This window comes from Rhizosphaericola mali, from assembly GCF_004337365.2.
Taxonomy (GTDB): domain Bacteria; phylum Bacteroidota; class Bacteroidia; order Chitinophagales; family Chitinophagaceae; genus Rhizosphaericola; species Rhizosphaericola mali.
In genome coordinates, this window is the sequence record NZ_CP044016.1 from 4577320 (window position 1) to 4596097 (window position 18778).

The window sequence follows — 18778 nt, forward strand, 5'->3', positions numbered from 1 at the left end:
AAAGAAAATTTTAATACTTAAACTATGGATGCAGCTATTAAAGCAAAAGTAGGTTCTTGGTTATCAGGTAGTTATGACCAAGATACGAAAAATGAAATTACTAAATTACAAGAAAGTGCTCCCGATGATTTAGTGGATGCATTTTATAAAGATTTGGAATTTGGAACAGGTGGTTTGCGTGGATTGATGGGCGTAGGTACCAATCGTATGAATAAATATACGGTCGGCATGGCGACACAAGGATTCGCCAATTATTTGAAAAAAACATACGGAGATATTGAAATCAGTGTTGCGATTGCCCACGATTGTCGTAATAATAGTCGTTTTTTTGCTGAAACCACTGCTAACGTATTTGCATCTAATGGTATTAAAGTATTTTTATTTGATTCATTGCGTCCTACACCAGAATTGTCTTTCGCAATTCGTACCCTTGGTTGTAAAGGTGGTGTGGTGTGCACAGCTTCCCATAATCCAAAAGAATATAATGGTTATAAAGCCTATTGGGATGATGGTGGTCAATTAGTGCCGCCACATGACAAAAATGTCATCAAAGAAGTAGAATTGATTCAAAGTATTGATGAAGTAAAATGGTCTGGAGGCGAAGCAAATATTACGATCATCGGTGCCGAAATGGATGAGAAATACATCGCTATGGTAAAAGGCTTGAGCGTATATCCTGATGTCGTTGCGCGCCAACATGATTTGAAAATTGTCTATACGCCAATCCACGGAAGTGGTATCAAATTGGTGCCGCCGGTATTGAAAGCATTTGGTTTTGATAATGTACATATTGTAAAAGAACAAGAGGTTCCAGACGGTAATTTTCCTACAGTAATTTATCCAAATCCTGAAGAATCTGAAGCAATGACTTTAGGTTTGAATTTGGCGAAAGAATTGGATGCAGATATTTTGTTGGGAACGGATCCAGATGCGGATCGTGTTGCAGTTGCGATTAAAAATAACAAAGGCGAATGGCAATTGATGAACGGTAATCAAACTGCGGTTCTGGCATTTTCTTATTTGATAGAAGCTAGGAAAGCAAAAGGAATTAATCAACCTAATGATATGATCATTAAGACGATTGTTACCTCAGAAATGATTGACAGTGTTGCCGCTAAGAATGGTTTGAGTTGTTATAATGTTTTGACCGGATTCAAATGGATCGCTGAAAAAATTAGAGAATTAGAAGGTAAAGAAAATTATATCGTAGGAGGAGAGGAGAGCTTTGGTTTGATGATCGGCGATCAAGTGAGAGATAAAGATTCCGTTTCTGCGGTGGCAATTCTTTGTGAAATGGCGGCCTATGAAAAAGATAAAGGTCGTACGCTTTTCGATAAATTGATTGACTTGTATATCCAATACGGATTGTACCAGGAAAAATTGATTTACATCGTGAAAAAAGGAATGCATGGTCAAGAAGAAATCGCTCAGATGATGGCAGATTTCCGTGCAAATCCGCCACAAGAAATCAACGGAAGCAAAGTGGCTAAAATTATTGATTATCAATTAGGTGAAGGTAAAAACCTATTGACTGGCGAAAGTTGGGCAATCGATCTTCCAAAGAGCAATGTACTACAATTCTACACAGAAGATGGCGTAAAAATATCTGCACGTCCATCAGGTACAGAGCCTAAGATCAAATTTTACTTTAGCGTAAATACGACTTTAGAAAACAAAGAAGCATATGATGAAAAAGTAAAAGCTTTGCATGACAAAATAGATGCAACTGTTACAAGTTTGGGTTGGGATAAATAAATCACCTTCTTTTAAATAAAAAAGCCGAATTGCAATTTGCAATTCGGCTTTTTTATTTAGATGCATTTAATAAAGAATGACTGCATTTTTGGAAACTTCGTTATTTATTTGAATAGGGTCTTTATTTTTTAAACCATCAATTGTAATCCCTGTGCTTTTTGCTCCTGTAATTTGATATCCAATTTTTGTGTCATTAGGTAATATTACTTTTTTAAAAGTTAGATTTTGACTATTATTTAATTGAATAACTGGTTTATTGGTGGGCGTGATGAATTGACAATTATCCAAATGAATATTCTTGGCTTCTGTGCATTCCATGCCATTTTGCGCTTCAATCGTCATATTTGAAAGTTGAATATCTTGTATGGGCATTTCTGGCAAACCTCTAACGAATAATGCTCGTCGCGCTCCTTTTACTCGAATATTATTTATACGGAAATGTTTAAATTGAGGTGTGGATGCATCTACTTTTACGCTTTCAATTTTAGGTGCTTTTTCCTTATCAGAAGGAGATATTGCGGTATAATACATATCAAATAAAACAGCGTCATAACGTATATTCAACATATTGCAATTATCTACAAATATATTTTGAACAATGCCACCACGACCACGTGTTGTTTTGAACCGCAGTCCGATATCTGTTCCCATAAATGTATTATTTGTTGCTCGTAGATTCTTAACACCTCCGCTCATTTCACTTCCAATCACAATACCGCCATGAGCACGATAGACCGTACAATTTGCTATAATAACATTTTCTGTTGGGATATTTGGAGACCAATCGGTTACTTTTTTCCCAGATTTTATGCAAATACCATCATCACCATCTTCAAATATGGAGTGTAATATTTGTACATTTTTGCAAGCTTCTACATCGATACCATCCGTATTTTGCGCATTCCAATTGTTTTTTACATGTATATCTCTCAATGTTACATCAGAACAATTATAAGGATGAATTGTCCATGCCGGAGAGTTTTGAATAGTTACACCTTCAATTAGAATATTGCTACAATGATTTAAGGTGATCAATTTGGGACGAAGATAATCTTTGATATCCTCGTAAGTTTTCGCAGTTTCTCCATGTAAAGCATCGCCTGCATTTTGGGTATGACTTCCTTTTTCTGCGGAAATAGTTGGATACCAGGTATTGCCATCGCTACTCAATATGCCAGTTTGGACTAAATTATTCCAATCAGTCGGCAGCATTTTATCTTTTTTCATCATACGCCAGTAATTGCCATTGCCGTCAATTACTCCATTACCAGTAATTGCAATATTAGACAAATTTTTACCCCAGATTAATGGTTGGTTTCGCCATTCTGGCATTCCTTCATACATATCCTTTACGATTTTATATTGGGAAAAATCATGTGTAAATAATAGTAATGCATTCTGATTAAGTTGTAACCGAATGTTGTTTTGTAATTCTATTGGCCCAGTTAGCCAAATACCTTCCGGAATGATTATTGTTCCCCCTCCTAATTTGCTGATAGAATCAATTGCATCTTGTAAGATGGATGTATTTAAATATTGACCATTACCAACAGCTCCTTTTGCTGCTATGTTTACATTGTTTTTGGAAAAAATGGGTTCGGTTACATGAAAAGGAACAAAATTTTGCGCTTGTATGTGTGTAGCTGCGGTAAAAATGCCAATGGTGAATAAAAATTTCTTCATTTATCAGGGAAATTAGATGTCTGACAAATGTAATGGACTAATGTTTCCGATTTTGTCAAATGAATGCAAATGTTTTAACAGCTGCAGTGTTTGATATTCAGGCTAGATAATGTATCGAATGATGTATCAAATAAAAAAGAAGTTATGAATTAAACTTCATAACTTCTTGATTTTCAGCTCCCCCTGTTGGACTTGAACCAACGACCCTCTGATTAACAGTCAGATGCTCTAACCAACTGAGCTAAGGAGGAATGTCTATTCTGACAGGGCGGCAAAGATAATATTTGAAAAATTATATCCAAATATTTCTATTCCTTTTTTCTTATTTTTTTGAAATGACATTTATGGCCTGTTGTATAAATGGATCCTGTGGATTCATTACTCTATAGAAACCTTCTCCTTGCCATTTCAATTTAGCGATATAAGCCTTGATATGTAGTAACAAGTCTGCCTTTGCTTTGGGTTTTACATTTTGGATAAATATGTTATGTTGTTGAGCAAATTGTACTAATTCTGTCCATGCTCTTTCATTCAGATTAAATTGTTGAACATATTGTTGGATATTACCATACTGATCAATTTGAGTTTTATTTTCAGAATAATATTTGAAGACAAATTGATTCATCAACCCATTTATATAAAGCATGTAAACTTCCGTAGGTAAAATTTCTGGGTTATATGGAATAAATATATCAGGAGTTATACCTCCTCCTCCGTAAACTACTTTGCCATGAGGTGTTTTATATGCTTTGCCTCGATTTTTGCTTGTATCTCCTTTTTCCACTTCTCCGTCAGCAAATCTATGAGTTACTTCTTCATCATAGTCAGCTAAGTTTTTATCATAAGGTTTTTGGATACTACGCCCCAATGGTGTGTAATAACGTGCAATAGTCAAGCGAAGCGCTCCATTATTAGTCAGATTATATTGTTCCTGTACCAATCCTTTGCCAAAAGTTCTTCTGCCGATAATGGTTCCCCTATCCCAATCTTGTATGGCTCCAGATAACACTTCGCTAGCCGATGCAGTTTCCTCATCTACCAATAAGACTACTTTCCCTTTTTCAAATAAGCCATCTCTCTTGGTATAATATTCCTTTTTGCCAACTTTATTCCCTTCCGTATATACTACTAATTTACTATCTGCAAGGAATTCATCACACAAGTCAACCGCTTGTTGAAAGGCTCCTCCACCATTTCCTCTCAAATCTAAAATGATATTTTGCACTCCTTGCTTTTTCAATCGCTCCGCTTGTACCATAAATTCAGGGTAAGTAGTCTCCGCAAATCGATCTATTCTAACAAAGGCTGTTTGATTATCCAACATAAACGCAGCAGGAACAGATATAAGTGGTACAATGCTTTTCTCAACTTCGACCGTACCTATTTTATCATCTTTTAGAATCTTTAATTGTATCTTATTGCCAGGAGCATTTGCGATAATTTTGTAAATACTATCCATATTATATCTCTTATTAATCAATGAGATATTGTCATTAATGGACAAAAGGCGATCTCCTAATTTTAGACCAGCTTTTGCCGCTGGACCATTTGGAATAGAATAAAGGACGGTTGCTGTATCTTGATACATCATAAATTCAAGACCCATTCCTTTAAACTCTCCATTCAATTCCTCATTTAATAATTTTATTTTTTCGGGCGTTATATATTTAGAATGTGGGTCAAGTTGAGACAGTAAGTCATCAATTGCCTTCAATTGCAAACTGTCAGGATTTACAGGATCGACATAATCTTTATTAATTAATGATAATATTTCCTCTGTAGGCGTTTTTTGTTCGTTATTAAAAAAAGAAGCACCATTGCGTTCTTTTTTAAGTTTAAAACCGACGAACATCCCTACAATCATAACTAGGGAAAATAAAATAGGATTTAAAATAGATAACTTTTTATTTTTCATGCGACCATTTAAGTTGTGCGAATATCTATATAAATATATAAACAGCGTCCAATCTTGCCTATTTTCGAAAAAAAACTAAAAAAACTTCTCAAAATATTTTGCCAGATGAAAAAAGTTTGTATTTTTGCGCCCCCTTACGGAAGTGGGGGAAGAGTTCTAAGAAAGAGGTGAAAAAAGATTTAAATAAAATTTGTTTAAGTTAAATATTTGGTTTACTTTTGCAACCCGTTAAACGGAAGCGAATAACGAGATAAGTTCTTGAAAATGAGTAAGTTAGAAAAATAAATAAAAAATAAATTTTGTTTAAATAAAAATAATCACTTACCTTTGCAACCCGCTAAGCGGAACGGATGATTGGCTGAGAGGTTAACATTTGGCAATAAGATTACTAGAGAGTAGTTTTAAAAGATCTTTGAAAGACAGTAAAACGAAGGGTAAAAAGAACCTGAAGTATAAACGAAAAAACAACAAGAACCGAATAGATTTCGAGAGAAGCTAGTCGGGTCAAACAACAACATTTACAATGGAGAGTTTGATCCTGGCTCAGGATGAACGCTAGCGGCAGGCTTAATACATGCAAGTCGAGGGGCAGCACGTCTTCGGATGGTGGCGACCGGCAAACGGGTGCGGAACACGTACATAACCAACCTTATCCTGGAGGATAGCCCGGTGAAAACCGGATTAATACTCCATAGTATATTTTGTTCGCATGAGTAGAATATTAAACGTAAGGGGATAAGACGGATGTGCGTATGATTAGTTAGTTGGCGGGGTAACGGCCCACCAAGACCACGATCATTAGCTGATGTGAGAGCATGATCAGCCACATGGGCACTGAGACACGGGCCCAACTCCTACGGGAGGCAGCAGTAAGGAATATTGGTCAATGGACGAAAGTCTGAACCAGCCATGCCGCGTGAAGGATGAAGGTCCTCTGGATTGTAAACTTCTTTTATCTGGGGCGAAAACCATCTTTTCTAAGATATTTGACAGTACCAGAAGAATAAGCACCGGCTAACTCCGTGCCAGCAGCCGCGGTAATACGGAGGGTGCAAGCGTTATCCGGATTCACTGGGTTTAAAGGGTGCGCAGGCGGATTTATAAGTCAGAGGTGAAATCTGTAGGCTTAACCTACAAACTGCCTTTGATACTATAGATCTTGAATGTCGCTGAGGTCAGCGGAATATAACATGTAGCGGTGAAATGCATAGATATGTTATAGAACACCGATTGCGAAGGCAGCTGACTAAAGGACGATTGACGCTGAGGCACGAAAGCGTGGGTAGCGAACAGGATTAGATACCCTGGTAGTCCACGCCCTAAACGATGATTACTCGACATTTGCGATACGATAGTAAGTGTCTGAGCGAAAGCATTAAGTAATCCACCTGGGAAGTACGACCGCAAGGTTGAAACTCAAAGGAATTGGCGGGGGTCCGCACAAGCGGTGGAGTATGTGGTTTAATTCGATGATACGCGAGGAACCTTACCCGGGCTAGAATGTGAGTGACGTAGATTGAAAGGTCTATTTATAGCAATATACACGAAACAAGGTGCTGCATGGTTGTCGTCAGCTCGTGCCGTGAGGTGTTGGGTTAAGTCCCGCAACGAGCGCAACCCCTATCGTTAGTTGCCATCAGGTTAAGCTGGGCACTCTAATGAGACCGCCGCCGTAAGGCGCGAGGAAGGAGGGGATGATGTCAAATCATCATGGCCTTTATGCCCGGGGCTACACACGTACTACAATGGTAAGGACAAAGAGCAGCCACTTGGTGACAAGGCGCGAATCTCAAAAACCTTATCTCAGTTCGGATCGGAGTCTGCAACTCGACTCCGTGAAGCTGGAATCGCTAGTAATCGTAGATCAGCAATGCTACGGTGAATACGTTCCCGGACCTTGCACACACCGCCCGTCAAGCCATGAAAGCTGGGTGTACCTAAAGTCGGTAACCGAAAGGATCCGCCTAGGGTAAAACTAGTAATTGGGGCTAAGTCGTAACAAGGTAGCCGTACCGGAAGGTGCGGCTGGAATACCTCCTTTTTAGAGATACGAAGGTTTTTAATATTTAGTAGTTTTATTGTCTTTTAAAAATATTGTACGAGAGTACAGAAGAAAAGTTCTTATAGATAAGAAGAAAGGGCGTAAGGGATGCAGCTCATGCCTCAGGGCGAAGAGTCGCTATATAGACAGACTCGTAGCTCAGTTGGTTAGAGCGCTACACTGATAATGTAGAGGTCCCCAGTTCAAATCTGGGCGGGTCTACGAGTTAAATAACTCGGGGGATTAGCTCAGTTGACTAGAGCACCTGCTTTGCACGCAGGGGGTCAACGGTTTGAATCCGTTATCCTCCACAGTGAGTAAGAAGTAGTCAGTCTTAAGTCGTAAGTATTCAATTACTTATAACTCATCACTTATTACTTATAACTCAAAAGATCTTTGACATATTGGAAAACGAAATCAATGCTGTTTAATAGTGTGATCACCACACTATTAGACAGGGTAAATAAAGAAATTTAAAGTGAAATAAGGGCGTATGGTGGATGCCTAGGGTCTGAGAGGCGAAGAAGGACGTGGTAAGCTGCGAAAAGCTTGGGAGAGCTGCACACGAGCATTATATCCCAAGATCTCCGAATGGGACAACCCGCTATATTGAAGATATAGCACTCGCAAGAGAGCCAACCTCCTGAACTGAAACATCTAAGTAGGGAGAGGAAAAGAAAATAATTAAATGATTTCCCAAGTAGTGGCGAGCGAACAGGAAATAGCCCAAACCGATACCGCGTGCGGTATCGGGGTTGTAGGACTGCATTTAGAAATAGTTATCAAGTAGAATTACCTGGAAAGGTAAGCCGCAGAGCGTGAAAGCCGTGTAAACAGAAATTAACTAGGACGAGCAGTATCCTGAGTAGCGCGGGACCGGAGGAATCCTGTGTGAATCTGCCAGCACCATCTGGTAAGGCTAAATACTCCTCAGACACCGATAGTGAACCAGTACCGTAAGGGAAAGGTGAAAAGAACCGTGAACAACGGAGTGAAATAGTACCTGAAACCGTACGCCTACAAGCGGTCGGAGCTTCGCAAGAAGTGACGGCGTGCCTTTTGCATAATGAACCTACGAGTTACTATTTACTGGCGAGGTTAAGTTTTTAAAAAATGGAGCCGTAGCGAAAGCGAGTCCGAATAGGGCGCATAGTCAGTAGGTGTAGACGCGAAACTTTGTGATCTATCCATGTGCAGGTTGAAGGTTTGGTAACACAAACTGGAGGACCGAACCCGTTGACGTTGAAAAGTCTTGGGATGACGTGTGGATAGGGGTGAAAGGCCAATCAAACTGAGAGATAGCTCGTTCTCCCCGAAATGTTTTTAGGAACAGCGTTGCATTAAGAATTTTGTTAGAGGTAGAGCTACTGATTGGACTAGGGGGCTTCACCGCCTGCCAAATCCTGACAAACTCCGAATGCTAACAAATATCTGCAGCAGTGAGGCTTTGTGCGCTAAGGTGCAGGGCCGAGAGGGAAATAACCCAGAACAGCAGCTAAGGTCCCCAATACATGGTTAAGTTAAACAAACGAGGTGGAATTTCTAGGACAGCCAGGATGTTTGCTCGGAAGCAGCCATTCATTTAAAGAGTGCGTAACAGCTCACTGGTCGAGAGATTCTGCACGGAAAATGATCGGGTATCAAACCATGAACCGAAGCTCTGTAATAGTACACTTAAGTGTATCATTGGTAGGGGAGCATTGAAATTGCACCGAAGCCGTATGGCGACGTATGGTGGAGCGATTTCAAAAGAAAATGTAGGTATAAGTAACGATAATTAAAGTGAAAAACTTTAACGCCGAAAATCCAAGGGTTCCTGATCAACGTTAATCGGATCAGGGTTAGTCCAGTCCTTAGGTGTACCCGAAAGGGGAAGCTGATGGCAATCAGGTTAATATTCCTGAACCTGCTATACATTAAAAGTGACGGATCTTCAAGCTTTCTACGTACTTACGGAATAGTGCGTTGAACGGAGTCTACGGACAAAGTGAAGAAGGGGAGAAGGTTCCAAGAAAAGCGAGTATAGCGGCTGGTACCGTAAACCGACACAGGTGGATGGGAAGAGTATTCTAAGGCGCTCGGGTGAGCCGTGGAGAAGGAACTAGGCAAATTAACGCTGTAACTTCGGGATAAAGCGTACCACAGCAATGTGGTTTCAATAAAATGGTGCGACCAACTGTTTAACAAAAACACAGGGCCCTGCGAAATCGAAAGATGAAGTATAGAGCCTGATGCCTGCCCGGTGCTGGAAGGTTAAGGAAGGATGTTCGGAGTAATCCAAAGCTTCTGACTGAAGCCCCAGTAAACGGCGGCCGTAACTATAACGGTCCTAAGGTAGCGAAATTCCTTGTCGGGTAAGTTCCGACCTGCACGAATGGTCTAATGAGTTGCACACTGTCTCCTCCACGAGCCCGGTGAAATTGTAGTATCGGTGAAGATGCCGGTTACCCGCCACGGGACGGAAAGACCCCGTGAACCTTCACTACAGCTTTACATTGATCTTGAACAACCGATGTGTAGGATAGTTGGGAGACTATGAGCCGGCTTCGCCAGGAGTCGGGGAGTCACTGTTGAAATACCAACCTTCTGTTGTTTAGGACCTAACCCAATGCGATTGGGGACATTGTATGGCGGGTAGTTTGACTGGGGTGGTCGCCTCCTAAAAAGTAACGGAGGCTTGCAAAGGTACCCTCAGTACGGTTGGTAATCGTACGCAGAGCATATTGGTATAAGGGTGCTTGACTGTGAGACAGACACGTCGAACAGGGACGAAAGTCGGCTAAAGTGATCCGGTGGTTCTGTATGGAAGGGCCATCGCTCAAAGGATAAAAGGTACTCCGGGGATAACAGGCTGATCTTACCCAAGAGCTCATATCGACGGTAAGGTTTGGCACCTCGATGTCGGTTCGTCACATCCTGGGGCTGGAGAAGGTCCCAAGGGTTCGGCTGTTCGCCGATTAAAGTGGCACGCGAACTGGGTTCAGAACGTCGCAAGACAGTTCGGTCCCTATCTGTGGTGGGCGCAAGTAAATTGAGGGAACATGCTCTTAGTACGAGAGGACCGGAGCGTATGTACCGCTGGTGTACCAGTTGTGATGCCAATTGCATTGCTGGGTAGCTATGTACAGACAGGATAAACGCTGAAAGCATCTAAGCGTGAAACCTATCTCAAGATGAGTTTACTGTTAAGGGTCGTAGGAGACGACTACGTTGATAGGCTGCAGGTGTACAGGTGGTAACATCTTAGCTGAGCAGTACTAATAGCCCGTAAGCTTTATAAAATTAAAAAGAGAGTAGTTTTTCAATATGTCACGATATTAAATATGGAGTAGTTATGAATTAAGGATTATAATAAATTATAATTTATGATTTACGAAGTATAACCTTTTTATGGTGGTCTTACCAAGGGTGTTCACCTCTTCCCATACCGAACAGAGAAGTTAAGCCCCTTATGGCCGATGGTACTTGGGCCTTGTCCCTGGGAGAGTAGGTAACTGCCATATTTATTTTACAGCCTTTGTGAGAAATCACAAAGGCTGTTTTGTTTTACACATACTTCCCCATCTTTGTCGGTAAAAGTATTGTACTCGAATACTAGAAGTAAAATATCCCTATATTTTTATTATATAATTAATACCACTATTTCTATATATACTTAAAATGGTATAGTTCTTCTTGCTTATTGAAAATAATTAATTAATTAATATAAGGCAGGCTAAAGATGGACTTTGGCCTGCCTTATATCTTTATTAGATCCCCGAATATTCTTTAAATATTTTATTGTTTTTAGTAAATAGTTCGGAGCGTTGAATGGCTTCTACTACAGGTAACAGTTTTTCTAAATGTATTCTGATGTATTCTAGTCGTTGGCTCTCAAATAGTAATTGGATAAATTCTTGCTGTTGTGAATCTTGTAATCCTATTCTATTGGCTAGTTTATAGCTTGGTATTGTCTGTGGTGATAATTTGTCAATTTCATATTTAAAAATACCTGTTTGATTTATTTTAGCAAGTAGATCTATGACCCTTGGTAGTACTGGTATTGTGGTCTCTAATACATTATCAGGATAAGTTACTATTGCTCCATTATATAATTTGTTTGGAATATGAGATATTTCTTCTAATGTTTTAAAAATAGATTTCCCTTTTAACGTAATATTCATTTTTTGGTCATTCCATACTTCATGTATTGTTTCAATTTCTACCAATGTTCCATAATTACCCTTTCCTTCATTTATTGGTATAATTCCAAATGGTTTATTTTCTCCATAGCAATCGGTAATTAGATGTTTAACTGTATCTAATTTTATATGAATATTTAACATTTCGCCTGGATATACATAATCAGGTAGATGTATAATAGGAATGAAATTGATCATTTATATAGTTTATAATTCAAATTTATTTCCTCTTAGGTAATCTTGGATATTCATTGCTTTTTTACCAAGTTGTTGTAGTTCTAAAATGGATGCATATCCATTTTTTGTTTTGATTTTTAAATATGTCTTATTATCGCACAATATTTTTGGATTAGTTGTATCAACTTGTGTTATTTCTTTTTCTATTTTGTAAATTTTGAATTGCCTATCTAAAATTGTAGTCGTTGCGGCTGGATAAGGTGCTAAACCTCTAATAAAATTGTGTATTTTATCCAAATCGCTGTTCCAATTGATTTCACAATCTTCTTTGAATATTTTAGGTGCTGGATAACCTTCTATATCATCTTGTGGTTGTGGAGATATTGTATTAGTAATTAATCCTTGGATAGTTTCAACCAAAACTTTTCCTCCCAATACCATCATTTGATCATGTAATTCACCAGCAGTCTCATTTTCAGTTATAGGCAAAATTCCTTTTACTAATATGTTTCCTGTATCTATTTCATGTTTCAGTTGAAATGTAGTTACACCAGTTTCCTTTTCTCCATTTATAATTGCCCAATTGATTGGTGCGGCTCCACGATATTTTGGTAATAAGGAACCATGTAAATTTATAGTACCCATGGGTGGCATATCCCAAACGATTTCTGGTAGCATCTTAAATGCAACAACTATTTGAACATCTGCGTTCCATTTTTTTAATTCTTCTAAAAAGATTGGATTGCGTAATTTTTCTGGTTGCAATAATGGTAGTTTATGATTGACGGCATATTTTTTTACGGCAGTTTCTGTGTACTTCATACCTCGACCTGCTTGTTTGTCAGGGCCTGTTACAACACCAACTATATTAGCACCAGCTTTGACTAATGCGTCTAAAGAAGCCACGGCAAAGTCGGGAGTTCCCATAAAAACAACACGTAAATCTTTTAATTCAACCATATTGCAAATATATAGTTTATGTATTGAAAGATTGGTTACATTTGAAATGTCAATTGCGGAAATAGCTCATCTGGTAGAGCATCAGTTTCCCAAACTGAAGGTGGCGGGTCCGAGTCCCGTTTTCCGCTCAACTAAGGTACTGGATCGTATCCACTTCCTCCGCCAGGATGACATGTGGATAAACGCTTGATTCCTAGTTTTAATCCTTTTAATATTCCATATTTTTCGATAGCTTCAATCGTATATTGGGAACAAGTAGGAGTGTAACGGCATTTTGGACCTATCATTGGTGAAATTCCAAATTGATAGAATTTGATCATTAGAATGAATGGAAAACGTATCATTTTATGCCAAAGGTTCATGCAATAAAGCTACTATTTTATTAATGCCCAATTCCATTTTTTTGTGCAATTCAGTTTGGCTTAAAATATTTCTGCTATAATAGTGGAAGAATACAATTAAGTGAATGTTTTTTTCTTGTACAATTTTGTGTAATGGTAATTTGTATAGGCGATAAGATTCTCTCAATAGACGTTTAACTCTATTACGATCAATGGCTTTTTTAAAATTACGTTTCGATGTGCCGACACCAACTTTTAATGAATTGGCCTCTATCTCTTCATTGACTTGTAGATAGGAAATACGTATTGGATATATAGATATTGATTGCTTTTTTATAAATAGCAATTCAATTTGTTTTCTACTTTTCAGTTTTTCAGATCTCTTATATGTAAATCTTTCCATCTATAAAAAAAGCTCCAATTATATTGGAGCTTAAAGTATTATTAGCGAATATAATCTAAATATTATTTCAAAGTTTTTTCGCTTGATACGGTCAATTTTTTACGACCTTTTGCACGACGGCGAGCTAAAACTTTACGACCGTTTGCAGTAGACATACGCTCACGAAAACCATGGATTGATTTACGACGGCGATTATGTGGTTGAAATGTACGTTTCATCGTTAAATGATTTTATAAAAATAAATTATTTTAAAAATTCAGGAAACAGTTACCATTACTGCCGCCCGGTGAAAGGACTGCAAAGGTAAAGTAAAAAAATCAATTACTTATATTTTTTTTATAAAAAATTAATGATTTGGATTTGACGGAGCCTTCATGAATGGAAGTGGATTATGACTTGCAGGTATTCTATATTTGTAGTCATAAATATATACATTATTTCCTTTTTGAATTCTCACTGGAGTAGTTATTTCTACAATGCCCGCAGGAGAGTTGTTGAGGATATCGACATTAAGCCCATCAATAGACCTATCGGCAAAATTATAATTGTAATTATAATCCTTGTCTTTTTTTAGAGAATTCAAAGAAAAAGGAGAGTATTTATTACCGTGTGAAAGAGATTTAAGATTGTATTTATTGTTGCTATTCGCTTTTTTAGAACTACCATCTTCTATGATAGCAGCAAACGTAGTTTGTAAACCAAAGCTTACAAGTGTTAACGCGATTAGGGCAATATTTTTTGATACTCTTAACATCTATTTGCAAAGTTAGGTGATTTACAATTAATTATTTAAAAAATATTTTACGATTTTGGTAAAAAAAATGTAATAATTGAATTCTTTTCTTATTTTGGTAAAAATGTGAACTAAATTATTTTTATTCTTATTGGTTTTTAATTAGCTTTCAATTTGAACTCAATTTATTTATATTTTAAAATGATATAGTATGTCTGATGATTTCTTTGAAGATGAAGAGGATGATGCTGTGGGTTCAATAGAAGATATATTATTGAAGTTTACATCTTTTGAAAATGGAAATAAAGATGATCTTTTACACGAATTTGAATGGGAGTTATTAATTGATTACTATGATGAAGCGCAAGATTTATCTAAGGCAATTGAAATGTCTAAAATCGCTTTAGAATATTATCCATTTTCTTCTGAATTGTTGATAAAAAGAGCTGATTTACTCATAGCAAATGGAAACTATAATTTTGCTTTGGATTTTTTAAATAAAGTGGAAGTATATAATCCTAATGATATCAATCTTTATGTCTTGAAGATGGACGCATTTTTGGGATTGAAAAATACCGATGCTGCGTCCAAATCATTTGATCAAGCAATTCAGCTTTTTAATGGCGAGGAGTTAGTTGATTTTCTATTTGAAGCAATTGATGTCTATGATGATTATGAAGATTTTGAAAGAGTTTTTGATTGTTTAGTTTTATTATTAGAAAGGGTTCCTCTCGATGAATCGGCCTTATACAAAATGTGTTATTGGACAGATTTTACTGGTCGGTATGAAGAATCTATCTCTTTGCATCAAAAAATTATAGATGAATATCCATATTGCGAATTGGCCTGGTTTAATTTGGCTACTGCATATCAAGGAATTAAATTATATGAGAAGGCTATTGATTGCTATCAATATGTAACGGCTATTAACGACAAATTTGATTTTGCTTATCGTAATATGGCAGATGCTTTAATACGTATCAGAAAATATAAAGAAGGAATAGAAGCGTTAGAAAAAGTGCTAGAATTATCTAAACCAGAGGATGTTGTTTTGGAAGCAATAGGTCATTGTTATCACAAATTATTGGAATTCAAAAAAGCGCGGCTATATTATAGAAAGGCTGCTTATATGCAGCCAGAAGATAGTAAACTAGTGTACAAAATAGCGTTGACTTATATTGATGAGGATAATTGGGCCGCGGCTTTGAAACCGTTGGAAAAATCGGTAAATATGTATCCCTCAGCAGAATACAAATTGGCATTGGGAGAGTGTTTGCTTCAATTGGAAAGATTGGATGATGCGTTAGTTTATTTTTCGGAAGTGGTACAATCGAAGCCTAAACAAGGTTCCGCTTGGGAATCTTTTTTGAAAGGATTGTATTTGGCAAATAATTTTGAAGAAATGGAAATCGCCGCTAAGGAAGCATTTGATATTACAGGGGGGAAGTCTATATTTTATTTTTACTTAGCCATTGCGTTATTTGGTCAAAATAAAATGAAAGAAGGCTATGTTCAATTGGAAAATGGTATGGCAGAAAATCCAAAACATTTCAAAAAAATATTCGAATTAACTCCAGGTCTTTTACAAAATAGAAATATCGTCGATATTTTGGCTCGATATAAGAAAGCAAAACGCTAATATATTCTTCATTTTCTAATTAGAATAGGTTTGTTATTTTTGCGCGTCAATTTTGGTGAAATATTTCATCGAGAGAATTTTTAGGTGAGGTAAAAAGAAGCATAAATGAATTTTGAATTATCGCAAATGCCAGACCGTAATGTAAAACCACGCACAGATGGAATTACAATGGTGATGGACAAAGGACTAAGTATTAATGAAGTAGAAAATTTTTTAAGCGTTTCTGGTCCACATGTAGATATCGTTAAATTAGGTTTCGGTACTTCTTATGTTACTCCCAACCTGAGAGAAAAAATCGAGGTTTATCATAAGCACAAAATTCCACTATATTTCGGTGGTACTTTGTTTGAAGCATTTTTAGTGAGAGATCAGATTGAGGAATATATCGCTGTTTGCCAAGATTATGGCGTTCAATATATGGAAGTTAGCGATGGCTCGATCAATATTCCTCACGTGGAAAAGTGCAAATACATTGAAAAATTAACAAAATATGGCACTGTACTAAGTGAAGTTGGTAGTAAAGATGCAACCAATATCATGGCTCCATATAAATGGATTGAATTGATGCAGGGCGAGCTAAATGCTGGTGCATCTTATGTCATTGCCGAGGCTAGAGAATCGGGCAACGTGGGTATCTATCGAGGTACGGGCGAAGTTAGACAAGGCCTTGTGCATGAAATACTTACGCAAATTCCTGGAGAAAAAGTATTGTGGGAAGCTCCGCAAAAAGAACAACAATTATATTTTATCCAATTATTAGGGTGCAATTGTAATTTGGGAAATATTGCTCCAAATGAAGTTATTCCTTTAGAAGCAATGCGTGTCGGTCTGCGTGGAGATACGTTTCACATGTTTTTGGAAAAAAGTGCGCAATATTAAAATGGAGACAATTTAGATGGGAAAAAATTATGGTATTTTGGGATTTCCGTTAGGGCATTCTTTCTCGAAGAAATATTTTGAAAATAAATTCATTCAAGAAGGCATTGAAAAAGAAGCCTCTTTTATCAATTTTGAATTAGATAATATAGAAAAAGTTCCCTCTGATATTTTAAATACACTTGATTTACAAGGATTTTGCATTACCATTCCTTACAAAAAAGCGATTATTTCCTATTTGAATGAGGTTTCTCCGGAAGTTGCCAAAATGGGCGCTTGTAATTGCGTGCAGATTCGCAATGGTTATTTAAAAGGATTTAATACCGATGTCGTTGGATTTGAAAAATCATTTGTTCCTCATCTAAAACCTAACCATAAAAAAGCGTTGATCTTAGGGACTGGTGGTGCGTCCTCAGCGGTCGCTTTTGTTTTGGAAAAATTGGGGATAGAATACAAATATGTTTCGCGTAACGCGGCAGACGGACAATTTACTTATGAAAATATCGATGCGAATATTCTATCTGAATATACCATCTTAATTAATTCAACGCCTTTGGGTATGTATCCAAAAGTAGATGCTGCTCCAGAGATTCCTTACCAATTTATTACTGATCAACACTATTTATACGATTTAATTTATAATCCCGAAGAGACTAAATTCATGCGTTTAGGACGTGAGAAAGGCGCTTTTGCGGAAAATGGATTGTTGATGTTGGAATTACAAGCAGAGGAAAATTGGCGTATTTGGAATGAATAGAAACGAGGTGAAGGTGTGAGGTATGAGGTAAAAGAAAATTAAATTATTTTCTCCTACCTCAAACCGTAAGCCTTACTTACTACTTTAGAAGAAATGCAATTAATTTTTCCATAGCTTTTTTGCGATGACTGTAACTATTTTTTTCTTCCATAGTCATTTGTGCAAATGTGCGATCGCTACCTTCTGGAATAAAAATAGGATCGTATCCAAATCCATCTTCACCTTGCGTTGCTTGCGCAATATGTCCTTTGCAAATACCTTCAAATGTATGATGGCGACCTTCGTAAATCAAATAGATAATTGTGTGAAATTGCGCCGAACGGTCTTCTTTTCCTGCTAGATTTTGTAATAGCAATGCAATATTTTTCGCATCATCTTTTTCTTCGCCTGCATATCTCGCGGTATGTACTCCTGGTGCGCCATCTAGTGCTGTTACTTCCAATCCTGTATCTTCACTGAAACAATCTTCGCGTGTTAATTTAAATATCGTTTTAGCCTTCGTTTCTGCATTTTCAACCAAAGTATCATATGGTTCGGGTATATCGATATCAATTCCCGCTTGTTTCAAGGTTAAAATTTCCAATCTATGTCCCGTGGATTTCTTGATTTCTTTGACTTTATTTTGATTGTTAGTCGCAAAAATGATTTTCATTTATATAAATATTTAAATACCAAAAAGTTGTTTAAGGCTTATCCAAAATCTACCCTTTTCTTGTTTGGATGCATCGCTGCCGTCATTCATTTTGTCTAAATCTCCTGCTAATAAATACGAACAACCATTTTTTCGATTGGGTTGATATAATTTAATATCATCGTTCAATCCAATAGTGTTGAATTTAATATGAAAGGAAAGTAAAAATTTGGGTTGTATATATTGTTGTATTTGTTCCAAATTAACGGGCGTTCTCGCCATATTAATAATCGCAGTATCTGCAATATTTAATTGGCATGCGCTCAATATTTTACCCAAAAAATCCAAACTATGCTCGCTGATAAATACATTATTCCTATCATGCAAAATGATACAAACTTGCTTTTTGTTTTCACCTAACCAAAAGGGAACGGACAATTCGGGTGCTGCAGCAATTTTATTATTGGGAAATTGGTCAATATCCCTACCTTTATCTTCCGTTTTGTTCACGGCATTTGCAGAGGCGTCTTCAGGAAGTACGACTATGCTTTCTGGAAATAAATGAGCCAAGACTAAATCGGGTAACTTTTTATCCATCGTGATTTGTTATATACCAAAATTCTTTGATATAAAGTTATTAATTGTAAGAGTTTGAATGTGCTCTACACATTCGCAAATTTAATATT

General features: G+C 37.2%; 14 protein-coding genes, 4 tRNA genes and 3 rRNA genes. 10 read left to right on the top strand and 11 right to left on the bottom strand.

The window, feature by feature from the left end; genetic code table 11:
• Window positions 1-24 precede the first annotated feature (24 nt).
• Complete coding sequence (locus E0W69_RS19745) at window positions 25-1755, top strand: phospho-sugar mutase (RefSeq protein ID WP_131331773.1); 1731 nt, start codon at window positions 25-27, stop codon at window positions 1753-1755.
• Window positions 1756-1821: 66 nt separating this feature from the next.
• On the opposite strand, the gene E0W69_RS19750 is transcribed toward E0W69_RS19745, so the two are convergent.
• The 3 genes from E0W69_RS19750 to E0W69_RS19760 all read right to left on the bottom strand — a co-directional run bounded on the left by E0W69_RS19750 (window position 1822) and on the right by E0W69_RS19760 (window position 5353).
• On the bottom strand, window positions 1822-3438 hold the full coding sequence (locus E0W69_RS19750) for a glycoside hydrolase family 28 protein (protein WP_131331774.1): 1617 nt from the start codon (window positions 3436-3438) through the stop codon (window positions 1822-1824).
• A 177-nt stretch (window positions 3439-3615) separates the two neighbouring features.
• Window positions 3616-3689: transfer RNA gene (locus tag E0W69_RS19755), tRNA-Asn, on the bottom strand.
• Between the two features lie 71 nt (window positions 3690-3760).
• Window positions 3761-5353 carry a S41 family peptidase gene (locus E0W69_RS19760; protein ID WP_131331775.1) on the bottom strand — a complete coding sequence of 531 codons (1593 nt, stop codon included), beginning with the start codon at window positions 5351-5353 and terminating at the stop codon, window positions 3761-3763.
• Window positions 5354-5873: 520 nt separating this feature from the next.
• On the opposite strand from E0W69_RS19760, the gene E0W69_RS19765 reads away from it, so the two are divergent.
• The 5 genes from E0W69_RS19765 (at window position 5874) to rrf (ending at window position 10897) form a co-directional block, all read left to right on the top strand.
• Window positions 5874-7394: ribosomal RNA gene (locus E0W69_RS19765) — 16S ribosomal RNA — on the top strand.
• A gap of 148 nt (window positions 7395-7542) precedes the next feature.
• Window positions 7543-7616: transfer RNA gene (locus E0W69_RS19770), tRNA-Ile, on the top strand.
• 15 nt (window positions 7617-7631) lie between these two features.
• Window positions 7632-7705 (top strand) — tRNA-Ala (locus E0W69_RS19775).
• A gap of 161 nt (window positions 7706-7866) precedes the next feature.
• Window positions 7867-10675 (top strand): 23S ribosomal RNA (locus E0W69_RS19780).
• Window positions 10676-10783: 108 nt separating this feature from the next.
• Window positions 10784-10897 (top strand): 5S ribosomal RNA (gene rrf, locus E0W69_RS19785).
• The 16S, 23S and 5S rRNA genes sit together here with 2 tRNA genes alongside, the layout of an rRNA operon.
• A 246-nt stretch (window positions 10898-11143) precedes the next feature.
• Here the strand turns inward: rrf and E0W69_RS19790 are convergent.
• Both E0W69_RS19790 and fmt read right to left on the bottom strand, forming a co-directional pair.
• Window positions 11144-11773: a peptidase S16 gene (locus E0W69_RS19790; RefSeq protein ID WP_131331776.1), complete on the bottom strand. Its 630-nt coding sequence runs from the start codon at window positions 11771-11773 to the stop codon at window positions 11144-11146.
• Window positions 11774-11782: 9 nt separating this feature from the next.
• Window positions 11783-12712 carry a methionyl-tRNA formyltransferase gene (fmt, locus tag E0W69_RS19795; RefSeq protein WP_225321337.1) on the bottom strand — a complete coding sequence of 310 codons (930 nt, stop codon included), beginning with the start codon at window positions 12710-12712 and terminating at the stop codon, window positions 11783-11785.
• Window positions 12713-12767: 55 nt separating this feature from the next.
• Here fmt and E0W69_RS19800 point away from each other — a divergent pair.
• Window positions 12768-12840 (top strand) — tRNA-Gly (locus tag E0W69_RS19800).
• Between the two features lie 3 nt (window positions 12841-12843).
• Here E0W69_RS19800 and yidD read toward each other — a convergent pair.
• From yidD to E0W69_RS19820, 4 genes are all read right to left on the bottom strand, one after another.
• Window positions 12844-13074: a membrane protein insertion efficiency factor YidD gene (gene yidD, locus E0W69_RS19805; RefSeq protein WP_225321338.1), complete on the bottom strand. Its 231-nt coding sequence runs from the start codon at window positions 13072-13074 to the stop codon at window positions 12844-12846.
• Entirely contained in the window at window positions 13058-13456 is a 399-nt protein-coding gene (locus tag E0W69_RS19810) for a ribonuclease P protein component (protein ID WP_131331777.1), read from the bottom strand. The genes yidD and E0W69_RS19810 overlap by 17 nt, the downstream gene beginning before the upstream one ends.
• A 62-nt stretch (window positions 13457-13518) precedes the next feature.
• Window positions 13519-13674 carry a 50S ribosomal protein L34 gene (gene rpmH / locus E0W69_RS19815; RefSeq protein ID WP_131331778.1) on the bottom strand — a complete coding sequence of 52 codons (156 nt, stop codon included), beginning with the start codon at window positions 13672-13674 and terminating at the stop codon, window positions 13519-13521.
• A 128-nt stretch (window positions 13675-13802) separates the two neighbouring features.
• Complete coding sequence (locus E0W69_RS19820; protein WP_131331779.1) at window positions 13803-14210, bottom strand: hypothetical protein; 408 nt, start codon at window positions 14208-14210, stop codon at window positions 13803-13805.
• 190 nt (window positions 14211-14400) lie between these two features.
• Here E0W69_RS19820 and E0W69_RS19825 point away from each other — a divergent pair, with 190 nt between their 5' ends.
• From E0W69_RS19825 to E0W69_RS19835, 3 genes are all read left to right on the top strand, one after another.
• Window positions 14401-15828 carry a tetratricopeptide repeat protein gene (locus E0W69_RS19825; RefSeq protein ID WP_131331780.1) on the top strand — a complete coding sequence of 476 codons (1428 nt, stop codon included), beginning with the start codon at window positions 14401-14403 and terminating at the stop codon, window positions 15826-15828.
• A gap of 105 nt (window positions 15829-15933) precedes the next feature.
• Window positions 15934-16707, top strand: coding sequence for a phosphosulfolactate synthase (locus E0W69_RS19830; RefSeq protein WP_131331781.1), 774 nt, complete (start codon window positions 15934-15936; stop codon window positions 16705-16707).
• A 16-nt stretch (window positions 16708-16723) separates the two neighbouring features.
• Window positions 16724-17461 (top strand): shikimate dehydrogenase family protein, encoded by a 738-nt coding sequence (locus E0W69_RS19835; RefSeq protein WP_131331782.1) that lies wholly within the window; start codon window positions 16724-16726, stop codon window positions 17459-17461.
• Between the two features lie 79 nt (window positions 17462-17540).
• Here E0W69_RS19835 and rdgB read toward each other — a convergent pair whose 3' ends face one another.
• Together rdgB and E0W69_RS19845 are read right to left on the bottom strand one after the other, a co-directional pair.
• Window positions 17541-18113, bottom strand: a complete 573-nt coding sequence (rdgB, locus tag E0W69_RS19840) for an RdgB/HAM1 family non-canonical purine NTP pyrophosphatase (RefSeq protein WP_131331783.1) — start codon at window positions 18111-18113, stop codon at window positions 17541-17543.
• Between the two features lie 12 nt (window positions 18114-18125).
• Window positions 18126-18689: a hypothetical protein gene (locus E0W69_RS19845; RefSeq protein ID WP_131331784.1), complete on the bottom strand. Its 564-nt coding sequence runs from the start codon at window positions 18687-18689 to the stop codon at window positions 18126-18128.
• Window positions 18690-18778: the final 89 nt, after the last annotated feature.